This is a genomic window from Bradyrhizobium sp. dw_78, from assembly GCF_018449525.1.
Taxonomy (GTDB): Bacteria; Pseudomonadota; Alphaproteobacteria; order Rhizobiales; family Xanthobacteraceae; genus Bradyrhizobium.
This window is the reverse complement of the sequence record NZ_JAAVUS010000001.1, coordinates 137,139-152,600: the sequence shown is the minus strand read 5'-3', so window position 1 is coordinate 152,600 and position 15,462 is coordinate 137,139. Positions and strand designations below refer to the sequence as shown.

Here is a 15,462-nt window from a genome sequence, read left to right as displayed (position 1 = left end):
CCATGACGGCCGGAACGCAACCGCTCCATTGGCTTGGCGGGTTCATTGCCGATCTCCCGACGCCGTTCGACGACCGCGATGGGATCGATTGGACGGCTTTCGAGATGCTGTGCGAGCATCAGATCGCATCGGGTGCGACCGCGATCGTCGTCAACGAAACCATGGGCGAAGCCTCGACGCTCAGCGCGGAAGAACACCGGCAAATCATCCGGACCGCCGTGAAGATAGCGCGCGGAAGAATAGCCGTCATCGCCGGCGCCGGCTCCAATTCGACAGGCCAGGCGATGGAATTGACCGCCTTAGCCGAGGCCGAAGGCGCCGACGCGATAATGTCGGTCGTGCCGTATTACAATAAGCCGATACAGGCGGGAATTCTGGCCCATTTCCAGACCATCGCGGCCTCGACCGGGCTTCCGATCGTTCTGCACGACAATCCCTCGCGCACGATGCGCGAGATCTCCGAAGAAACGCTCCTGCGGCTTTCGGAGTCGCCGCAATTCATCGGACTTAACGAATCGACCGGAAGCGTACCCCGCCTGTTTCGCCTGCGATCGATGTTACCTGCGCATTTTCGATTGCTTTGCGGAAGCGACGCCAATGCCGTGGCCTACCTCGGATGCGGCGGAGACGGCTGCATCTCGATGGTGGCTAATCTGTTTCCCGACCTGTGCCGCCGCCATTACGATTGCGGCATGACCGGCAACCTGCGGGCTTCGGGAAACGCCCCCAGCCGTCTGGCGGCGCTCGGCATATTGTTGGCGGAGGATTCGCCGGTGGCGGCGCTGAAATACGGCATGAGCCTTCTCGGCTTCATGCGGCCGAAGGTGAGACTGCCGCTCGTCGAGCTTGGCGCGAATGCCAGGGAAGCGATCGCGCTAGCCATGATGGCCTTCGGCGAAACCGATCACGACGACAAATCCAGCCGTTCTGCCGGCGCGCAGCACAAGCCGTGTACAGCGGCCGCGGCAAAGGCGGCTTCGCTCCGCTATCGACGCTCGACCGGCGTGAAGTGGTCATCATCAATCCGGAGCCAATCATGATTGGGCCCGCGAACCCTGAATTCGCGCTCGATGCGGCGAAGCTTGGCTGCCGTGACGAGCCTGAGCGCGGCGGCGAACAACACCCTGGTGCCGCGCAGGGCGCGATTGACAAAGGCGCGGGCGGATATGGCCGAACCGCTTCCAAAGCGGTAGTCGCCTGGACGCAAATTCTGGAGATTTGGGCGGCGATCGAATGTCGGTTCAGGTAGCCGGTACCTGGTAAAGACCGAGGTCATCTTCTGTTTCCTATGCCTGCTGCATCGGGAACATGCGTCAAGAAGCATAGGAATTCGAGACGACCCGTTTCCGGCCGCCATAGGAGCGCCATAGGCGCGCCGATACGGACGTCGCGCGTCAGCTATTCATTTGGTCTTTATGCCGCCCTTATACGGCGCGCCGTCGAGCCATCTCGAATTTACACGCGCTCCGGATTTAACATGGACGTAGGCGCGGGCGATCGATCGGCGCGCTGGAATGACCGCCATGTCCATGAACGCGATGACTTACCGAAAAAAGATTAAAGGCGCGGCATCCGGGCAGGAACTGTCGTCCGAGCCGCTCACACCTGACACCATCGCGAAATGCAAGCGCTCGGCGGCTGCGCGGTTTCAGCGGCCCGGTCCGGATATTCTCAACGAAACGATCCCAGTGTTCTTTATTGGCCGCAATCAAAACGGTTTCTGGGTTGCACGCGATGCGGAAGGAAAGTTTGGCGGTCTGTTCTGGTCCAGGGTAGCTGCGCTTCGCTTTGCCAGCAGCGTTCGGCCCGGCGGATGCGCCACCGTCTTTCCGCAAGCCCGCTTCGAGCTTGATATCGGAAATGCCGGCAATCCACTGATTTCCTGGCTGGAGACCGCCAGGCGCTTGCTCGTGCGCGAAGTATAAAGCAGCAGGATTGCCGGGACGCGGTCATGAATTCTGTCGTATTCGGAACGGAACGGCCCAATAAAACGCTGCTCGCCTGGCAGCTTGCGTTGCTGCGATTTGCGGTGACGCTGGACAATAACGATCGGCTGGCGGTCCTAGCCGTCGCGGGTGAAATCGACAGGCTAGGGCTGGACGGCGGAGGATCTGACTTCAGGTTCTTCCGGAAGACCAGCGTTGAGCTTTGCGCATCGATCGCAAATCCGGACGAGGCCGGCTCGCAACGTCTGCATCAGTATCTCGTGCGGATCGATGACGAGCGGTTGAGGCGCAGTTTCGCAGCCGCAACAGGGCATGACGGCCGACTGGAAAAGCCTTCCGTCAAACGGCCGGCCGGACCTGGCGACCGCCTGTGGCATGGCCTCGCCTCCCGGGCGCTGCCCACAAGCAATGGAACCTGATCCAGCCCTGCAAGATTTTTCGGCTCTGATTGAATCTGAGCCGGCGCTGATATTTTTCTAAGTCTTCTCCATGCAGTCTTCGATGAAGAACCAACGTTCATCTCCAACCAGTCCCTTCGTCTTTACCTCCTTGCGGCAGGCTTTGAGCCTAGGTCTGTTGGCCGTCCATCTGGCCTTCATTTCCTTTAGTTTTTCAATGGTGAGCCTGACCCGCGAAGGCTTTGCGGCGGGAGACCCCGAAATTGTCGCAGCAGGCGCCGGCGCGGTCGTTTGAGCCAATGCCATGCCGGGCACATCTGCGATCAGCAACATTGCGGCGAGGCAAAGGGCGGCGCGAGACATGAAAATTCTCCGATTTTGATTGTTTGTTTCAATGAAAGAGGCAGGCCGCACGTCATTCGTTCGGCGGCCTGCGATAATCCGATCAGAAAATCTTGACCGCGCTTTCCAGCGTCTTCCACACGCCCCATACAAGCGGGACGCAGACGAAGGCCCAGAACAGAGCGGCTTTCACATCCAGTCCGCCCTTGCCGATGCCGAACGAACCTGTCGGCGCCCCCGCCCCTCCGGCCGTCGATGCCTTCAGTTTGGCGGTATCGCCGTCACTCATCTGGTGTTTCGACTCGACCGGCTTGATCAAAGAGTTGCAGATCAGGCCGACGACGAGCAACCCGGCCAGAATGTACATCGTGCGGTCATAGACCAGCGCCCGTTCGACGCCGATCTGGAGCTGCGCGTCCCTGATATAGCCGACCAGCAGCGGACCGACGACGCCGGCAGTGGACCACGCCGTCAACAGACGGCCGTGAATGGCGCCGACGAACTGCGTGCCGAAGATGTCGGCGAGATAGGCCGGAATGGTGGAGAAGCCGCCACCATACATGGTGAGGATGACGCAGAACGCCGCGACAAACAGCGCACGCGAGCCCATATGGGCGAAACTCGGCGCCAGCGCGTAGAGCACGATGCCGAGAATGAAGAACGTATAATATGTGTTCTTGCGTCCGATCTTATCGGAAAGCGACGCCCAGAAGAAACGACCGCCGATGTTGAAGAGAGAAAGAAGGCCGACAAAGCCCGCGGCGATGGTCGCGATCGCGGCCTTTTGCGTACCGTCGAGCGCGGCAAAACCGAGATCGGGCTTGCCGATCAGCGAGCCGCCAAAAATCTCCTGCAACATCGGAGACGCCATCGCGAGCACGCCGATGCCGGCCGACACGTTCATGCACAGCACCATCCAGATCAGCCAGAACTGCGGCGTCTTGTGCGCCTGTTCGAGATGAACATTCCCGCTCGATATCATCGCGCTGGATTTCGCCGGCGCGCTCCAGCCATCGGGCCGCCAGCCCGCGGGCGGCACGCGATAGCCAAACGCGCCGATCATCATGAACACGAAATAGATCACCGCCATGACCAGGAAGCTTTGCCACGCGCCGACCGAGCTTGATGACTTGAAATAATTGATCAGGATATTGGCCAGCGGCGAACCGATCATCGCGCCGCCGCCGAAGCCCATGATGGCCATGCCCGTCGCCATGCCGCGCCGGTCGGGAAACCACTTCACCAGGGTCGAGACCGGCGAGATGTAGCCGAGCCCGAGACCGACGCCCCCGATCAGGCCAAGGCCAAGCCACATGAGCCAGAGCTGGTGAACATAGACGCCAAGCGCGGAAAGGGCGAAGCCGCCTGACCAGCATAGCGCCGCCACCACGCCGGCCTTGCGCGGTCCGGCCCGTTCCAGCCAGCCCCCGAACATGGCCGCCGACAGGCCGAGCACGACGATTCCGATCGTAAAGATCATCAGCAGGTTGGTGACCTGCCAGTCGCAGGTGGTCGTGAAGAGATCGCCGATCACCGATTGATTCGGACATGAAACCGGCTTGTCGATGCCGATCGCGCGCGATAGCGGCAGCCAAAACACGCTCAGGCCATAGGCCATGCCGATGCACAGATGAATGCAAAGCGCCGCCGGCGGGACCAGCCAGCGGTTGAAGCCAGCGGCCGCAACCGTTCGCTCCTTGTCGAGGAAACCTGTGTCCGCAGCCGGCACACGTCCGGCGCTACTGATTATCGTCATTGAAACCTCCCCTACAGCCGCCCTTTAGCGGGCGTGTCTGCCTTCAGCGATCCCATCTTCAGCCCATCGCGGCCATCAACCTTGCTGTTGCTGCTCCGCACAATCTCGATGCGCCGGGATCGCAAGGCGCCTTCGAAACGTCTAACACCTCGTGCGGCGCATTATGCCCGCCACACCCGCCACCGCTGGCAACCCCGATTCACGAACACCGCCGTTACCAACCGCGTGTCTGCCATCAGCGCGACCTAACTCTCCGCACCCCGCAGAGAATGAGGAATTGGGACAGAAGCCGGGCTTTAAGTCGATAGGAAAAAGGTAGCGGATCACAAATTTAGCAACCACTCGCTATTGCGGTGCGGCATCGGCAAGGCCCGCGATCCTTTCGATCAGGAACACGATCCGGCGTTCCGCGCGCTCCGTGATCTCGACCTTGTCGCCGGTCTCCCGCATCAGGTTCGGGATATCGATCACCGATAACGGATCGGTGCAAATGATCTCCAGGAAATCGCCCGGCGGAACCGCCTTGAGCGCCTTGCGCGTTTTCAGCGCCGGCAACGGGCATTTGAGTCCGCTGAGATCGAGTTTGATCGTGGCCATGCCCGAACATGACGAAGGCGGACCGCGTCGTCAACGCCAGTCATCTCATGCTCCGGAACCGACACCATGACCGTTATTGCGAGGAGCCAACGGGTCGCGTGTGTGCGCCCGATGACAGGTTTTGCGACGAAGCAATCCAGTTCTGGACGGCGCTTTGCGCCGACCCGTTGGCTCGCAATGAAGGCGCTATTTCGTTCATGCTCCAAGGCGCTTTATATCGGCCGACCGGCAATGTCATGCTACCCTGCCGGGATGATGAAGACGGAAAAGGCGCCCGCCGTAAAACCACGCAAGAGCAAAGACCGCGATGATTAAAATTCCGGGCGTTCTGCTCGCCGGCGGCCTGTCGCGGCGGATGGGTGGCGGCGACAAGCCGATGCGCCGGATCGGCGGCCGCACCATCCTGGAGCGCGTGATCGCGCGGCTGAGCCCGCAATGCGACGGGCTGGTCCTTAACGCCAATGGAGATCCCGCGCGTTTTGCAGGTTTTGGCCTGCCCATTATTCCTGACACCGTCGAAAACTTTCCAGGACCGCTCGCCGGCATCCTCGCCGCGCTCGATTGGATCGCGGCCAGGCGGCCCGAGGTTTCCTTTATGCTGAGCGCCGCGGCAGATTGTCCGTTCCTGCCGCACGATCTGGTGACGCGGCTATATGAGGCGCTCGTGCAGGAGAATGCGCAGCTTGCGGTCGCGGCGTCCGGCGGGCAGTCGCATCCGGTGATCGGATTGTGGAGCGTTGCGCTGCGCGACGAGCTCCGCCATGCGCTGGTCGTGGAGGATGTCCGCAAGATCAGCCGCTGGACCGCGCGCTACAGATTGGCGACCGTCAGCTGGCCGGCGACACCGCTCGATCCCTTCTTCAACGCCAACACCACGGACGACATCACGGAGGCAGAACGGCTGGCGGCGCTGGATGAAACCTGAACGCCAGCTAAAACCTGAACACCTACCTACTTCACCAGGCCGAGCTCGCGGAAATAGCGCAACACGCCGGGATGGATCAGTGCTTCCTCCGGCGCGGCGGCGACGGTGTTTTCGGCCGTGGTTTCGCAGGCCTGTGCGAGCTTTTTGCAGAACGCGGCCTCCACTCCGCGCAGCGTCTTCGCCAGGCGATAGGCGACGTCATCCGGCAGGGTCTCGCGCACCAGAATGAAGCTCCAGGAACCGACCGAATTAATCGGTGCGGTCTGACCGGGATAGCTGCCGGATGCGACCGTCAGCGGCTTGAGGAAAGAATGCCTGATGCGAATGCGCGCGATCTCTTCGGCGTCGGGGGCGATGAAGCGCGCGCCGCCAGGACTTGTCGCAATCGCGGTAAAGCCGGGCCAGCCGACGCCGGCGCCCCACAGCGCCGCGACGCGCCCGTCGAGCACCATCGCCGGTCCGTCGCCGGCGTGGTCGAGATAGACGGATTTGAAATCCTCATCCTGCTTCAGGCCGAGCCCGTCGAGAATGTAGCGCGACAGGATCGGCAGGCCGGAGCCCTTGGCGCCGAATGCGATCGGCTGGCCGACCAGATCGCGAATGGTCTTGTAGGGACTGTCCGCGCGCACCACGAACATGCCAGGACTTGAATACATCGCGGTCAGGATTTTCAGATGGGCGCGCGGCCGCCCGATCCCCATGAACGCTTCATAGGAAGGCTCTCCCGAGACAGTCGCGATATCGATCTCGCCGGCCTCCAGCAGTGGGATGTTCTCGTTGCTGCCCTTGGTGTTGCGCGGCTCGATCGACAAGGCCGGATCGGCCTCGTTCATGACGGCGGCAAAGGCGTTGCCGTAAAGCGGGAAGCCGCCGCCCGGCGTCGCCGTCCCGAACCGGATTGCGGTGTTTGAAATGGTCTTGTCTCCATCCTGAGCCGTGGCGCCGGTCATCAGCAACGCCATCGCAACGCAAACAAGCTGGACAATCTTCATCCTGGCCTCGGGGATCTTGCTGCGAGGAACGACGAATGGCCGCGCGGCGGATGTTGTAGGCAGCCACGCGATTTTATGAAAGCATAGGTTGCAATAACGACAATAAAAATATCGGGAGGGAAAATGATCGGATTTCTGCGTTCCGCTTTATTCGGTTTGGTTTGCCTTTTCAGCCTTACTATGGCTGGCGCGCCGTCCTCCGCCGCCGATTATCCGAACCGTCCGGTGCATTGGCTGGTCGGATTTGCGGCCGGCGGACCGGTCGATCTGGTGGCGCGGATCATGAGCCAATGGCTGTCGGAGCATTTCGGCCAGCAATTCGTGGTCGAAAACCGCGCCGGCTCCGGCGGCAATATCGCCGCCGCGGCCGCGATCAATTCCACGCCGGACGGCTACACGATCCTGTTCGACGCGCCCAACAACGCCATCAGCACCTCGCTCTACAAGCATCTGTCCTACGACTTCATCCGCGACACCGTGCCGGTCGCCAGCATCATGCAGCTGGCCAACATGCTCGTGGTGTCGAATGCGTTGCCGGTCAAGAACCTTCAGGAGTTCATCGACTATTGCAAGGCCAATCCCGGCAAGGTGTCCTATGCCTCGTCCGGCTATGGCACGTCGGTTCACATGTCGGCGGAACTGTTCAAGGCGATGGCCCATGTCGAGATGGTGCATGTGCCCTATCGCGGCTCGGCGATCGCGTTTCCCGATATTATTTCCAACAAGGTGCAGCTGATCTTCGACAATTTGCCGACCGCGCTGGAACAGGCGCGGGCCGGCAGCGTGCGCGCGCTCGGCGTCACCTCGCCGCAACGTTGGCCCGGCGTGCCCGACATCCCCGCGATCGCCGAAGCCGTACCGGGATTTGAGGCGGTCGGCTTCTACGGCATCTCCGCGCCGAAGGGCACGCCGCCGGAGATCGTTGATATCCTCAACCGGGCGGTTAACGAAGCCTTGAAAGACCCCAAACTGGTCGCGAGGCTGACCGAGGTCGGCGGCATCCCGCGACCGATGACGCCGGTGGAATTCGGCAGGCTGATTTCGGACGAAACCGAAAAATGGCGCAAAGTGGTCGAATTTTCCGGCGCTTCCGTAGAATAGAGCATGATCCGGACCCGGAGGGGCCGCGGTAGCGCAAAGCGGGCACTGGTTTTCCCCTGCGACAAGCGCGGAACGCGTTAGCGCAGGAAGATCCTGCTCAAATAATCCAAGCTATCGCACTCTGGCCGGAAAGAGTGCCATGCCATTGCGGGATCGCCAGCCGCATTGTAAGGGGAGCAGCACCGTTGCCGAGCCGCTTTCCGCGGCCGCCCGCGGCGGGGCCTGTAGCTCAATGGTTAGAGCCGGCCGCTCATAACGGTCTGGTTGCAGGTTCGAGTCCTGCCGGGCCCACCAACTCCGTTAAGTCCTCGGCGAACGAACGCATTGCGATAGCCAAGATGCGCCCGTGACAGAGAGCTCCGAAGCTGAACTTTATGTGCCGGTCGCGCGTTCGACTCCATGTTGCCTGTTCCGAAGCCAACTCGGGCGATCTGGTTGGCATTCGGCAGCGATCGCCATAGGCTTGATCGACCGCAAATCGAATCTCGGCGTAGCAATGGGTATTCTGCTGGCATTCGCGCCATTTATTGTATTCGCCATTGTCGACAGACTCGTCGGAACGACGGAAGGGCTGGTTGCCGGCGCGCTCGTATCCGTTGGGCTGCTCTTGCGTGACTGGATCGCTCCGGGACGCATACCCAAGATTCTGGAGATCGGGACGGCCATTTTGTTTGGCGGGATGAGCCTGTACGCGGTGCTGGGAAAACCAGCCTGGTCGGTCATCGGCGTTAGGCTCTGCGTCGACACCGGCCTGTTCCTGATCGTTGTAGCTTCGCTCGTAATCGGCCGCCCGTTTACCTTGCAATACGCCCGCGAGCAGGTGGCCAAGGAATTCTGGATCAGCCCTGAGTTTATCCGCACCAACTACATCATTACAGGGGTATGGGCGCTTGCCTTCCTCGTGATGGTGATTGCCGAACTTGCACTGCTTTGCGTACCAGACATACCTCGGCGAGCGGGCGTTATCGCAATCGTTCTGGCGCTTGTCGGTGCGGTAAAATTCACCGGCTGGTATCCCGAACACATCAAGAGCATTTCGAAACCGTAAGCAGTTCTGGGCCGAGGGTGCGCGGGGGAACCTCGCGATGATGAACACATTACGGCTGGCGAAAATGCCCGGCGCAATCTCTCAAAAATTTCACGGACTTCGGGCCTCGGCGCGCTGCACAAGGTTCGATACGTATCCAGGAAGGCCCACCAACGAGATCAATAACTTACAGTGCCCGGCGATTTCTCTGCGGACCGTTTCGTGGACCGCTTCACAACTTCGCTTGTCACCGGGGGTAATGCCCCGAATCGGGCTCGGCGATGACCGCTAGGCCAAGGCCACCGACATACCCCAGCCAAACAGCGGCCAGGAACCGTTGGCGCCGTCCTCGACGGTGAAATGAAAATCCCTCAGGCATTTTGCATCAAGCATTCTCAGCATGTTCGAAACTACCCGCGCGTAAATACAAACGCTACCGGTGTGGGCCGGCAGCGTTTGCAACATTGGCGGATCAATTGGGGCGTCGGGCGGGGTCAGAATCCAAATTAATTGTCGACTAGGTTTAAGAAATTATACGCAACAGACAAATTTCATCCGAAGATCGCCGATCCCAGGCGCGGTCAAAATGTGTGCTGCAACTTCGCGGTAAAATTCCGTCCGACCTCCAACAGTGGATTGGTCAAGGTCTGTGGGTAGGCGACGTTGGCGAAGGTCGATGCGTCGACATAGGCGGTGTTGAAGATGTTTTCCACTCCGAGAATAAGCTTGGTATCGCCCAACTGAGGGGATATCAGTTTGCCTAGCTGCAGCGTCGCATAAACTTTCGGAATGGCGTAGCCGGACGTCTGGAATTCCTGCGACGGATCGATACGGTTTTTCGACGTTGCCCAATCGACCACCATGAGCACTGAATAGCTGCCGTCAAGATCAGCATATTGAAGCCCAACGCGACCGCGAAACGGCGCCAGGAACGGCAAAGGCGTGTTGGTCAGCGTATTGGTGCCGCGCAACGCGGTGAACGTATTGAAGAAATTGATGGTCGGAGTGGCCTGCCAACGCTCCTCGAGTTCTACGCCAGAAACCTCGGCCTTTCCGACGTTCTGCGATTCGGTAAACCCTGCAAGGCCGTTGAACGTCACAGGCACCGTTTGCAGGAAGTTGTCATAACGGGAATCGAAGCCTGTCACCTTCACGGTAGCTTCCGGAAGATGGAAGCGGAAGCCGCCCTCGTAGGTCACGCCGCGCTCCGGTTGAAGCGTCGGATTCGGAACCGTGGTTGCGCTCACAGCGTAGAGCTCTGAATTCGTCGGTTCTCGGAACGACGTTGCGACATCGGCAAGAAGATCGAGCATCGGCACCGCGCGATAGACAAAGCCGACGCTTCCCGTGGGAGCGGTATTGTCGACGTCGCTGTGGCCGATGAGCGCCGGCAGGACCGAAGCCGGCACAGGCGAAGTGTCGACATTCGTGTTGAACCAATCGAAGCGGCCGCCGGCGGAAAGTGTAAGCGGCGCGACCGGGGTCCATTCGTGCAAAACAAACGCTCCGACGTCGGATTGTCTTGAACCCGGTCCTGCCTTCTGATTCGGCGAATCGACGACGCTCGTCACGACGCCGGAGGCGTTGCGATTGACGGTTTCGCTGTATTGCTCGCTGCCGGGCCGGTCTTCGTGGAAACCATCGAAGCCGAATGTCGTCTTTGCAACTCCGAAGCCGGGCTGCGCCCAAGGGATTTCCCCCTGAAAGCGACCGCCAGTCTCCCATGGTCCGATGACGTGACTGGTAGAAGTCACGGTCTTGGTCGCGACGCCACTGGCATTGATAGTGTTGTTTATGGTTCGAAGGTAGGTGTCGTAATTATTGGCATAGACCGACGCCTCCACATGCTGAACAGGGCCGTCCAGATCCCCTTTATAGGAAAGACGGGCCAACTGCGTCCGGTTTGGATCCTGACGAACGATTAGATACGGAGCGCCCGGAGCGCCGCCGACGCCGCCGGCGCGGCCGTCGACCTCGTCGTAATCGCGCAGCGTCAGTTCCCAGCGTTGGCCCAAAGCCGGCGTATAGCCCAGCTTGAGGCTTCCCCCGATCGCGTTGTAATCGCTGTTCTGTGCTCTCCCGAGCGGAGTCTGGTAGTCGCCTCCCCAGCGGCCGGCAAAACCGCCCAGGAAATCGAATCCGCCGCCCGCGCCCTGTACCCAGTCATAAGTGCTCAAGGACTTTGCCGAACTGCCGTAACCGGCGGACCATCCGCCACCGGTGAACCGAAAGGGGCCGGACGGATCGCCGGTGGGCTCTTTGGTGACGATATTGACAAGCCCTGTCAGCGCTTCGCTTCCGTAGATCACCGAGGCCGGCCCGCGAACGACCTCGACCCGATCTATTTCCTCGGGAGAAAAGTAATTCAGCTGCAATGTGTTTCGGCCACGAAAGCGGTCGCCGTCGACATAGAGCGGCGAGCGAAAACTGTTGGAACTGAATCCACGGAGGTAGATTTGCCCTCCGATACCGCCCGCTCGCGCAATCGACACGCCGGGAACGGTAGCCAGCACGTCAAGCAATCCGGCTGGCGACGTCTGCTCGATCTGATTGTGCTCGATGACGGTGATGCTCTGGTTGACGGGATGCGTAATCGTTGGCTCTGCGAATTGTCCGCCGAGCGGCTGCAGCGAGTCGCTACCGGGATTCGGTTTGACGCCCTGCGCCGCGACATTGGACGCAGATGGTTCGGATCCGGTGCCGCGCGAGCGGCTGTTGGCTACCGCGGTCGAGCGGGCGTGCGAGCGTGCGGCAGGCGCTGCGGCACGGCGTGGCTTCTGATTTTTCGGCACATCGATGGTGACGGGAGGCAGCGTGGAGGGTGCCGTCTGGGCCTGTGAACTCGAAATCTCAAGACCGCCGAGTCCGAGAACGCCAGCATTCGTGAATGCAACACCCAACAGGAAACGCCGCGCCGAACGCGCTAAGACAATCGCCACCATGATCCCCCAAGAATACCCGGACACGCGAGCGCCTCGCTTGCGAGTCCGATAGCCCCACCGGTTAACTTCGATGGTTTTGGCTCTTAGACCAGGATCGACGCTTTCAAATTAGAATCGTATCAGGCTGGCGCGGCCGAAATCGCCGCGGGCGACCGGTCGGAACAGCTTCTAAACGCCGATGCAATTACTGAATGAGTTATTGGAACGTATCTAATCGTCGGATGACAGGGAATGCCATGCAATCAATGATGCTGGCGCAACGGAGCCGATCACGCCTGAACCCGCTCGCAACTTTTCGTTGCGCGTCGGCCCGCAGTTTAGAATTACAACAATGAAGCGGACGCGATCGCGGCGGTCATTGCCTACCCCTGCCCGATGTGGATACGTCGACTCACCTTACGCAATCCCGACAGCGCTGGAATGAGAATGCAGATACGCTTGGGCACGAACAGAAATAAGTTACGCGGCTTCCGCACCACGCTGGCCGGCCTCTACCTGCTCGCCTCGGTCGCCGCCTTGAGCGCGCCCGCCGCCGCCTTCGACGTTACCGACCAGCGCGGCCGCAGCGTGACGTTCGACAAGCCGCCGCAACGCCTGGTGTTCGTGCCGATTCCGGGACCGGCGACCTTCATCTCGATCGACGGCAGCGAGCGCAAGATCGTCGGCATGAACGGCTACTCGGCCAGCGCGATGCGCGAGGGATTGCTCGGCAAGATGTTCCCCGGCTTCACCCGAATTTCGACCAATGTGGTAATGGGTGCGACCGATGCCTCCGTCTTCGATCCGAATGTCGAGGGCATTCTGGCACTCAAGCCCGACGTCGTGTTCCAGTGGGCGACTTCCGCCAGCGGCGACGTGATCGGCGTGCTGGACCGCACCGGGGTGCCCGTGCTCGGCATGCGCGCCGGATCGCAGGAAGATCTTGCCGGTTTCATCACCATGATCGGTCAGGTTTCGGGCAACGCACCGCGCGCCACCGAGCTGTTGGCGCGGCAGGACAAAGAGAGGCACACTATCGAAGCCGCCATGAGCGGCCTCACGGAGGCGCAACGCCCGCGCGTGATCTATTTCAACCGGGCGGCGCAAACCCTGCGCGTCGCCGGCAGGAATACCAACAGCAATTACTACATCCATCTGGTCGGCGGCCAGAACGTCGCCGCCGACAGCCCGCCGCAAAACACGGTGACCATCGAACAGGTGCTGACCTGGAATCCGCAGGTGATCCTGCTCGGCAATTTCGACGCCGCCATGCCGTCCGACATCTATGCCGATCCGCGCTGGCAGAGCATCGATGCGGTGAAAAATCGCCGCGTTTATAAAGTGCCGCTCGGCGGCTACCGCTGGGATCCGCCGAGCCAGGAATCGGCGCTGATGTGGGTCTGGCTCGCGGGATTGCTGCAGCCCGATCGCGAACCCGTAAATCTGCGCGCGGTGATGCGCGACTGGTACGGCTTTCTCTACCAGCACGATCTCAGCGACGATGAAATCGACGGCATCCTGTTCGCCGCGCAGAACCGTCAATCCGCCGGCTACGACCGTTATCTCGCCCGATGACACAGGATGCGATGCCGCGGGCGCAGGCGTTCGAACGGACTCAAATAAGATCGGACACCCGGTTGTCGGCGCTCTATCTGGTGCTGGGCGTGGCGCTGATCGCGGTGCTGCTGTGGTCAATGGTCTCCGGGCGCTATCAGGTGCCGTTCGCCCATGTCGTCGCGATCCTGGCGGCGCATGTCGTCGGCCTCACGCCGATCTGGACGCCGACCGAACAGATCGTGGTCGAGGTGGTGCGGCTGCCGCGGGTGCTGACCGCCGCGATCGCCGGCGCCGGGCTGTCGCTGTGCGGCGCCGTGCTGCAGGGCCTGTTCCGTAACCCGCTGGTCGGCCCGCAGACCATCGGCGTCTCCTCCGGCGCGGCGCTCGGCGGCGTGACCGCGATCCTGTTTTTCGGGTTCGGCAGCTTCGTGCAGGTCAGTGCGTTTGCCGGCGCCGCGGCGGCGCTGCTGGCGGTGCTGGCGGTCAACCGCAGCGACAGCGTGTCGCCGATTCTTACTCTGGTGCTGGCCGGCGTCGTCGTCAGCGCCTTCTGCAGCGCGCTGGTGGGCCTCGCGACCTATGTCGCGGATCCCGAGACGAAACTGCCGGACATCGTATTCTGGCTGCTTGGCAGCTTTGCTTCCGCGAGCTGGCCGAAACTATGGCTGTTGGCGGTGTGTACGGCGATCTCGGGCGTCGTCCTGCTCGGCATGCGCTGGCGCATCAACGTGCTGTCACTCGGCGACGACGATGCCCGCACCCTCGGGGTGCATCCGGCGCGGGACCGCGTGATCCTGCTGACCGCCACCTGCCTCGCCATCTCCGCGCAGGTCGGGGTCAGCGGCACCATCGGCTGGGTCGGGCTCGTGATTCCCAATCTGGCGCGGCTGATCGTCGGCGCCGACCATCGCCGACTGTTGCCGGTCTCGACGCTGATGGGCGCTGTGTTCCTGGTGGTCGCCGACACGCTGGCGCGCGACCTGACCGCGGCCGAAATTCCGGTCGGCATCGTCACCGCCATCGTCGGCACGCCGGTATTCGCCTATCTGCTGCGCCACAACGCCTCGAGCAAGACGCCATGATCCGCATCGAAAACGCCGGTCACTGGTTCCGGCCGGAGCACTGGCTGTTCCGCCACCTATCCTTTGCGCTGGCGCCGTCGGAAGTGACCGCGATTCTCGGCCCCAACGGTGCCGGCAAAACCACGCTCCTGCGCGCCGTCTGCGGCACGCTGGCGCTGAAGCAGGGATCGGTGCATGCCGAGGCCCAGATCGGCTATGTGCCGCAGGCCCTCCATGCCGACCATGCCTATACCGCGCTCGACATGGTGCTGCTGGGACGCAGCCGTTATCTCGGGCGTTTCAACTCGCCGGGCCGCAAGGACAAGGCCCGCGCCCAGGAATGCCTGCACGAGGTCGGCCTCTCCGCACTCGCCGAACAGCGCTACGACCGGCTCAGCGGCGGCCAGCGTCAATTGGTGCTGCTGGCGCGCGCCCTGGCCAGCGACTGCCGTATCCTGGTGCTCGACGAGCCGGCCTCCGCGCTCGATCTCGCCAACCAGGGCGTCGTGCTGCGCCTGATCCAGCACCTGGCGCGTACCCGGCAACTCGCCGTGCTGCTGACCACGCATCATCCCGAGCACGCGCTCGGCATCGCCGACAAGGCGCTCCTGATGCTGCGCGACGCCGCGCATGTCTATGGCGCGGCGGAAGACGTGCTGACCGAAGAAAACCTCGCTTCCATGTACGGCGTCCCGCTGCGCCGCGTCGAGGTGCGTACCGATGACGAGACGATCGCCGCGATCGTGCCGCTGCATGGGCTCAAGCGTGCGCCGCCGCCGATGAGAACTCCGTAAAAAAGCGCGCTGCCTCGCGCCCCGCGTGCGGGGAAAGAAGAAGCG

16 protein-coding genes and 1 tRNA gene are annotated in these 15,462 nt (G+C 61.7%); 11 read left to right on the top strand and 6 right to left on the bottom strand.

The genetic code is table 11. The features are described from left to right. Positions 1-2 precede the first annotated feature (2 nt). The 4 genes from dapA (at position 3) to HB630_RS00715 (ending at position 2,365) form a co-directional block, all read left to right on the top strand. Positions 3-1,040 (top strand): 4-hydroxy-tetrahydrodipicolinate synthase, encoded by a 1,038-nt coding sequence (gene dapA, locus HB630_RS00730; RefSeq protein ID WP_213769453.1) that lies wholly within the window; start codon positions 3-5, stop codon positions 1,038-1,040. Further along, a complete protein-coding gene (locus tag HB630_RS00725) occupies positions 1,037-1,249 on the top strand; it encodes a hypothetical protein (RefSeq protein WP_213769452.1) in 213 nt (70 codons plus the stop codon). Before dapA ends, HB630_RS00725 begins: the two co-directional genes overlap by 4 nt. A 265-nt stretch (positions 1,250-1,514) precedes the next feature. Further along, positions 1,515-1,925 carry a hypothetical protein gene (locus HB630_RS00720; protein ID WP_213769451.1) on the top strand — a complete coding sequence of 137 codons (411 nt, stop codon included), beginning with the start codon at positions 1,515-1,517 and terminating at the stop codon, positions 1,923-1,925. A 26-nt stretch (positions 1,926-1,951) separates the two neighbouring features. Continuing rightward, positions 1,952-2,365: a hypothetical protein gene (locus tag HB630_RS00715; protein ID WP_213769450.1), complete on the top strand. Its 414-nt coding sequence runs from the start codon at positions 1,952-1,954 to the stop codon at positions 2,363-2,365. A 57-nt stretch (positions 2,366-2,422) separates the two neighbouring features. Here the strand turns inward: HB630_RS00715 and HB630_RS00710 are convergent, their stop codons facing one another. From HB630_RS00710 to HB630_RS00700, 3 genes are all read right to left on the bottom strand, one after another. Continuing rightward, on the bottom strand, positions 2,423-2,707 hold the full coding sequence (locus HB630_RS00710; RefSeq protein ID WP_213769449.1) for a hypothetical protein: 285 nt from the start codon (positions 2,705-2,707) through the stop codon (positions 2,423-2,425). 82 nt (positions 2,708-2,789) lie between these two features. Beyond that, a complete protein-coding gene (locus HB630_RS00705) occupies positions 2,790-4,442 on the bottom strand; it encodes an OFA family MFS transporter (protein ID WP_213769448.1) in 1,653 nt (550 codons plus the stop codon). A 345-nt stretch (positions 4,443-4,787) separates the two neighbouring features. Further along, a complete protein-coding gene (locus HB630_RS00700; RefSeq protein WP_213769447.1) occupies positions 4,788-5,039 on the bottom strand; it encodes a sulfurtransferase TusA family protein in 252 nt (83 codons plus the stop codon). 307 nt (positions 5,040-5,346) lie between these two features. On the opposite strand from HB630_RS00700, the gene mobA reads away from it, so the two are divergent. Beyond that, positions 5,347-5,964: a molybdenum cofactor guanylyltransferase MobA gene (gene mobA / locus HB630_RS00695; RefSeq protein ID WP_213769446.1), complete on the top strand. Its 618-nt coding sequence runs from the start codon at positions 5,347-5,349 to the stop codon at positions 5,962-5,964. A gap of 26 nt (positions 5,965-5,990) precedes the next feature. Here the strand turns inward: mobA and HB630_RS00690 are convergent, their stop codons facing one another. Further along, a complete protein-coding gene (locus HB630_RS00690; protein WP_213769445.1) occupies positions 5,991-6,956 on the bottom strand; it encodes a TAXI family TRAP transporter solute-binding subunit in 966 nt (321 codons plus the stop codon). Positions 6,957-7,079: 123 nt separating this feature from the next. Between HB630_RS00690 and HB630_RS00685 the strand changes: the two genes are divergently transcribed. From HB630_RS00685 to HB630_RS00675, 3 genes are all read left to right on the top strand, one after another. After that, complete coding sequence (locus HB630_RS00685) at positions 7,080-8,057, top strand: tripartite tricarboxylate transporter substrate binding protein (RefSeq protein ID WP_213769444.1); 978 nt, start codon at positions 7,080-7,082, stop codon at positions 8,055-8,057. Between the two features lie 218 nt (positions 8,058-8,275). Next, positions 8,276-8,351 (top strand) — tRNA-Ile (locus tag HB630_RS00680). 52 nt (positions 8,352-8,403) lie between these two features. Then, positions 8,404-9,105 carry a hypothetical protein gene (locus tag HB630_RS00675; RefSeq protein ID WP_249780591.1) on the top strand — a complete coding sequence of 234 codons (702 nt, stop codon included), beginning with the start codon at positions 8,404-8,406 and terminating at the stop codon, positions 9,103-9,105. A gap of 267 nt (positions 9,106-9,372) precedes the next feature. Here the strand turns inward: HB630_RS00675 and HB630_RS00670 are convergent, their stop codons facing one another. Together HB630_RS00670 and HB630_RS00665 are read right to left on the bottom strand one after the other, a co-directional pair. Further along, a complete protein-coding gene (locus HB630_RS00670) occupies positions 9,373-9,549 on the bottom strand; it encodes a hypothetical protein (RefSeq protein WP_213769443.1) in 177 nt (58 codons plus the stop codon). A gap of 116 nt (positions 9,550-9,665) precedes the next feature. Continuing rightward, positions 9,666-12,026, bottom strand: coding sequence for a TonB-dependent receptor (locus HB630_RS00665; RefSeq protein ID WP_213769442.1), 2,361 nt, complete (start codon positions 12,024-12,026; stop codon positions 9,666-9,668). Positions 12,027-12,452: 426 nt separating this feature from the next. Here HB630_RS00665 and HB630_RS00660 point away from each other — a divergent pair, with 426 nt between their 5' ends. The 3 genes from HB630_RS00660 (at position 12,453) to HB630_RS00650 (ending at position 15,417) form a co-directional block, all read left to right on the top strand. Beyond that, positions 12,453-13,580, top strand: coding sequence for an ABC transporter substrate-binding protein (locus tag HB630_RS00660; RefSeq protein ID WP_213769441.1), 1,128 nt, complete (start codon positions 12,453-12,455; stop codon positions 13,578-13,580). A gap of 62 nt (positions 13,581-13,642) precedes the next feature. Then, positions 13,643-14,644 carry an iron ABC transporter permease gene (locus tag HB630_RS00655; protein WP_249780590.1) on the top strand — a complete coding sequence of 334 codons (1,002 nt, stop codon included), beginning with the start codon at positions 13,643-13,645 and terminating at the stop codon, positions 14,642-14,644. Then, complete coding sequence (locus HB630_RS00650; RefSeq protein WP_213769439.1) at positions 14,641-15,417, top strand: ABC transporter ATP-binding protein; 777 nt, start codon at positions 14,641-14,643, stop codon at positions 15,415-15,417. Before HB630_RS00655 ends, HB630_RS00650 begins: the two co-directional genes overlap by 4 nt. Positions 15,418-15,462: the final 45 nt, after the last annotated feature.

What these genes read in the sequence shown, in the direction of transcription:
- HB630_RS00720 (WP_213769451.1), top strand. Translation starts at nt 1,515, where the DNA reads ATGACCGCCATGTCCATGAACGCGATGACTTACCGAAAAAAGATTAAA.
- HB630_RS00670 (WP_213769443.1), bottom strand. Translation starts at nt 9,549, where the DNA reads ATGTTGCAAACGCTGCCGGCCCACACCGGTAGCGTTTGTATTTACGCG.
- HB630_RS00700 (WP_213769447.1), bottom strand. Translation starts at nt 5,039, where the DNA reads ATGGCCACGATCAAACTCGATCTCAGCGGACTCAAATGCCCGTTGCCG.
- dapA (WP_213769453.1), top strand. Translation starts at nt 3, where the DNA reads ATGACGGCCGGAACGCAACCGCTCCATTGGCTTGGCGGGTTCATTGCC.
- HB630_RS00685 (WP_213769444.1), top strand. Translation starts at nt 7,080, where the DNA reads ATGATCGGATTTCTGCGTTCCGCTTTATTCGGTTTGGTTTGCCTTTTC.
- HB630_RS00710 (WP_213769449.1), bottom strand. Translation starts at nt 2,707, where the DNA reads ATGTCTCGCGCCGCCCTTTGCCTCGCCGCAATGTTGCTGATCGCAGAT.
- HB630_RS00660 (WP_213769441.1), top strand. Translation starts at nt 12,453, where the DNA reads ATGCAGATACGCTTGGGCACGAACAGAAATAAGTTACGCGGCTTCCGC.
- HB630_RS00690 (WP_213769445.1), bottom strand. Translation starts at nt 6,956, where the DNA reads ATGAAGATTGTCCAGCTTGTTTGCGTTGCGATGGCGTTGCTGATGACC.
- mobA (WP_213769446.1), top strand. Translation starts at nt 5,347, where the DNA reads ATGATTAAAATTCCGGGCGTTCTGCTCGCCGGCGGCCTGTCGCGGCGG.
- HB630_RS00705 (WP_213769448.1), bottom strand. Translation starts at nt 4,442, where the DNA reads ATGACGATAATCAGTAGCGCCGGACGTGTGCCGGCTGCGGACACAGGT.
- HB630_RS00715 (WP_213769450.1), top strand. Translation starts at nt 1,952, where the DNA reads ATGAATTCTGTCGTATTCGGAACGGAACGGCCCAATAAAACGCTGCTC.
- HB630_RS00650 (WP_213769439.1), top strand. Translation starts at nt 14,641, where the DNA reads ATGATCCGCATCGAAAACGCCGGTCACTGGTTCCGGCCGGAGCACTGG.
- HB630_RS00665 (WP_213769442.1), bottom strand. Translation starts at nt 12,026, where the DNA reads ATGGTGGCGATTGTCTTAGCGCGTTCGGCGCGGCGTTTCCTGTTGGGT.
- HB630_RS00725 (WP_213769452.1), top strand. Translation starts at nt 1,037, where the DNA reads ATGATTGGGCCCGCGAACCCTGAATTCGCGCTCGATGCGGCGAAGCTT.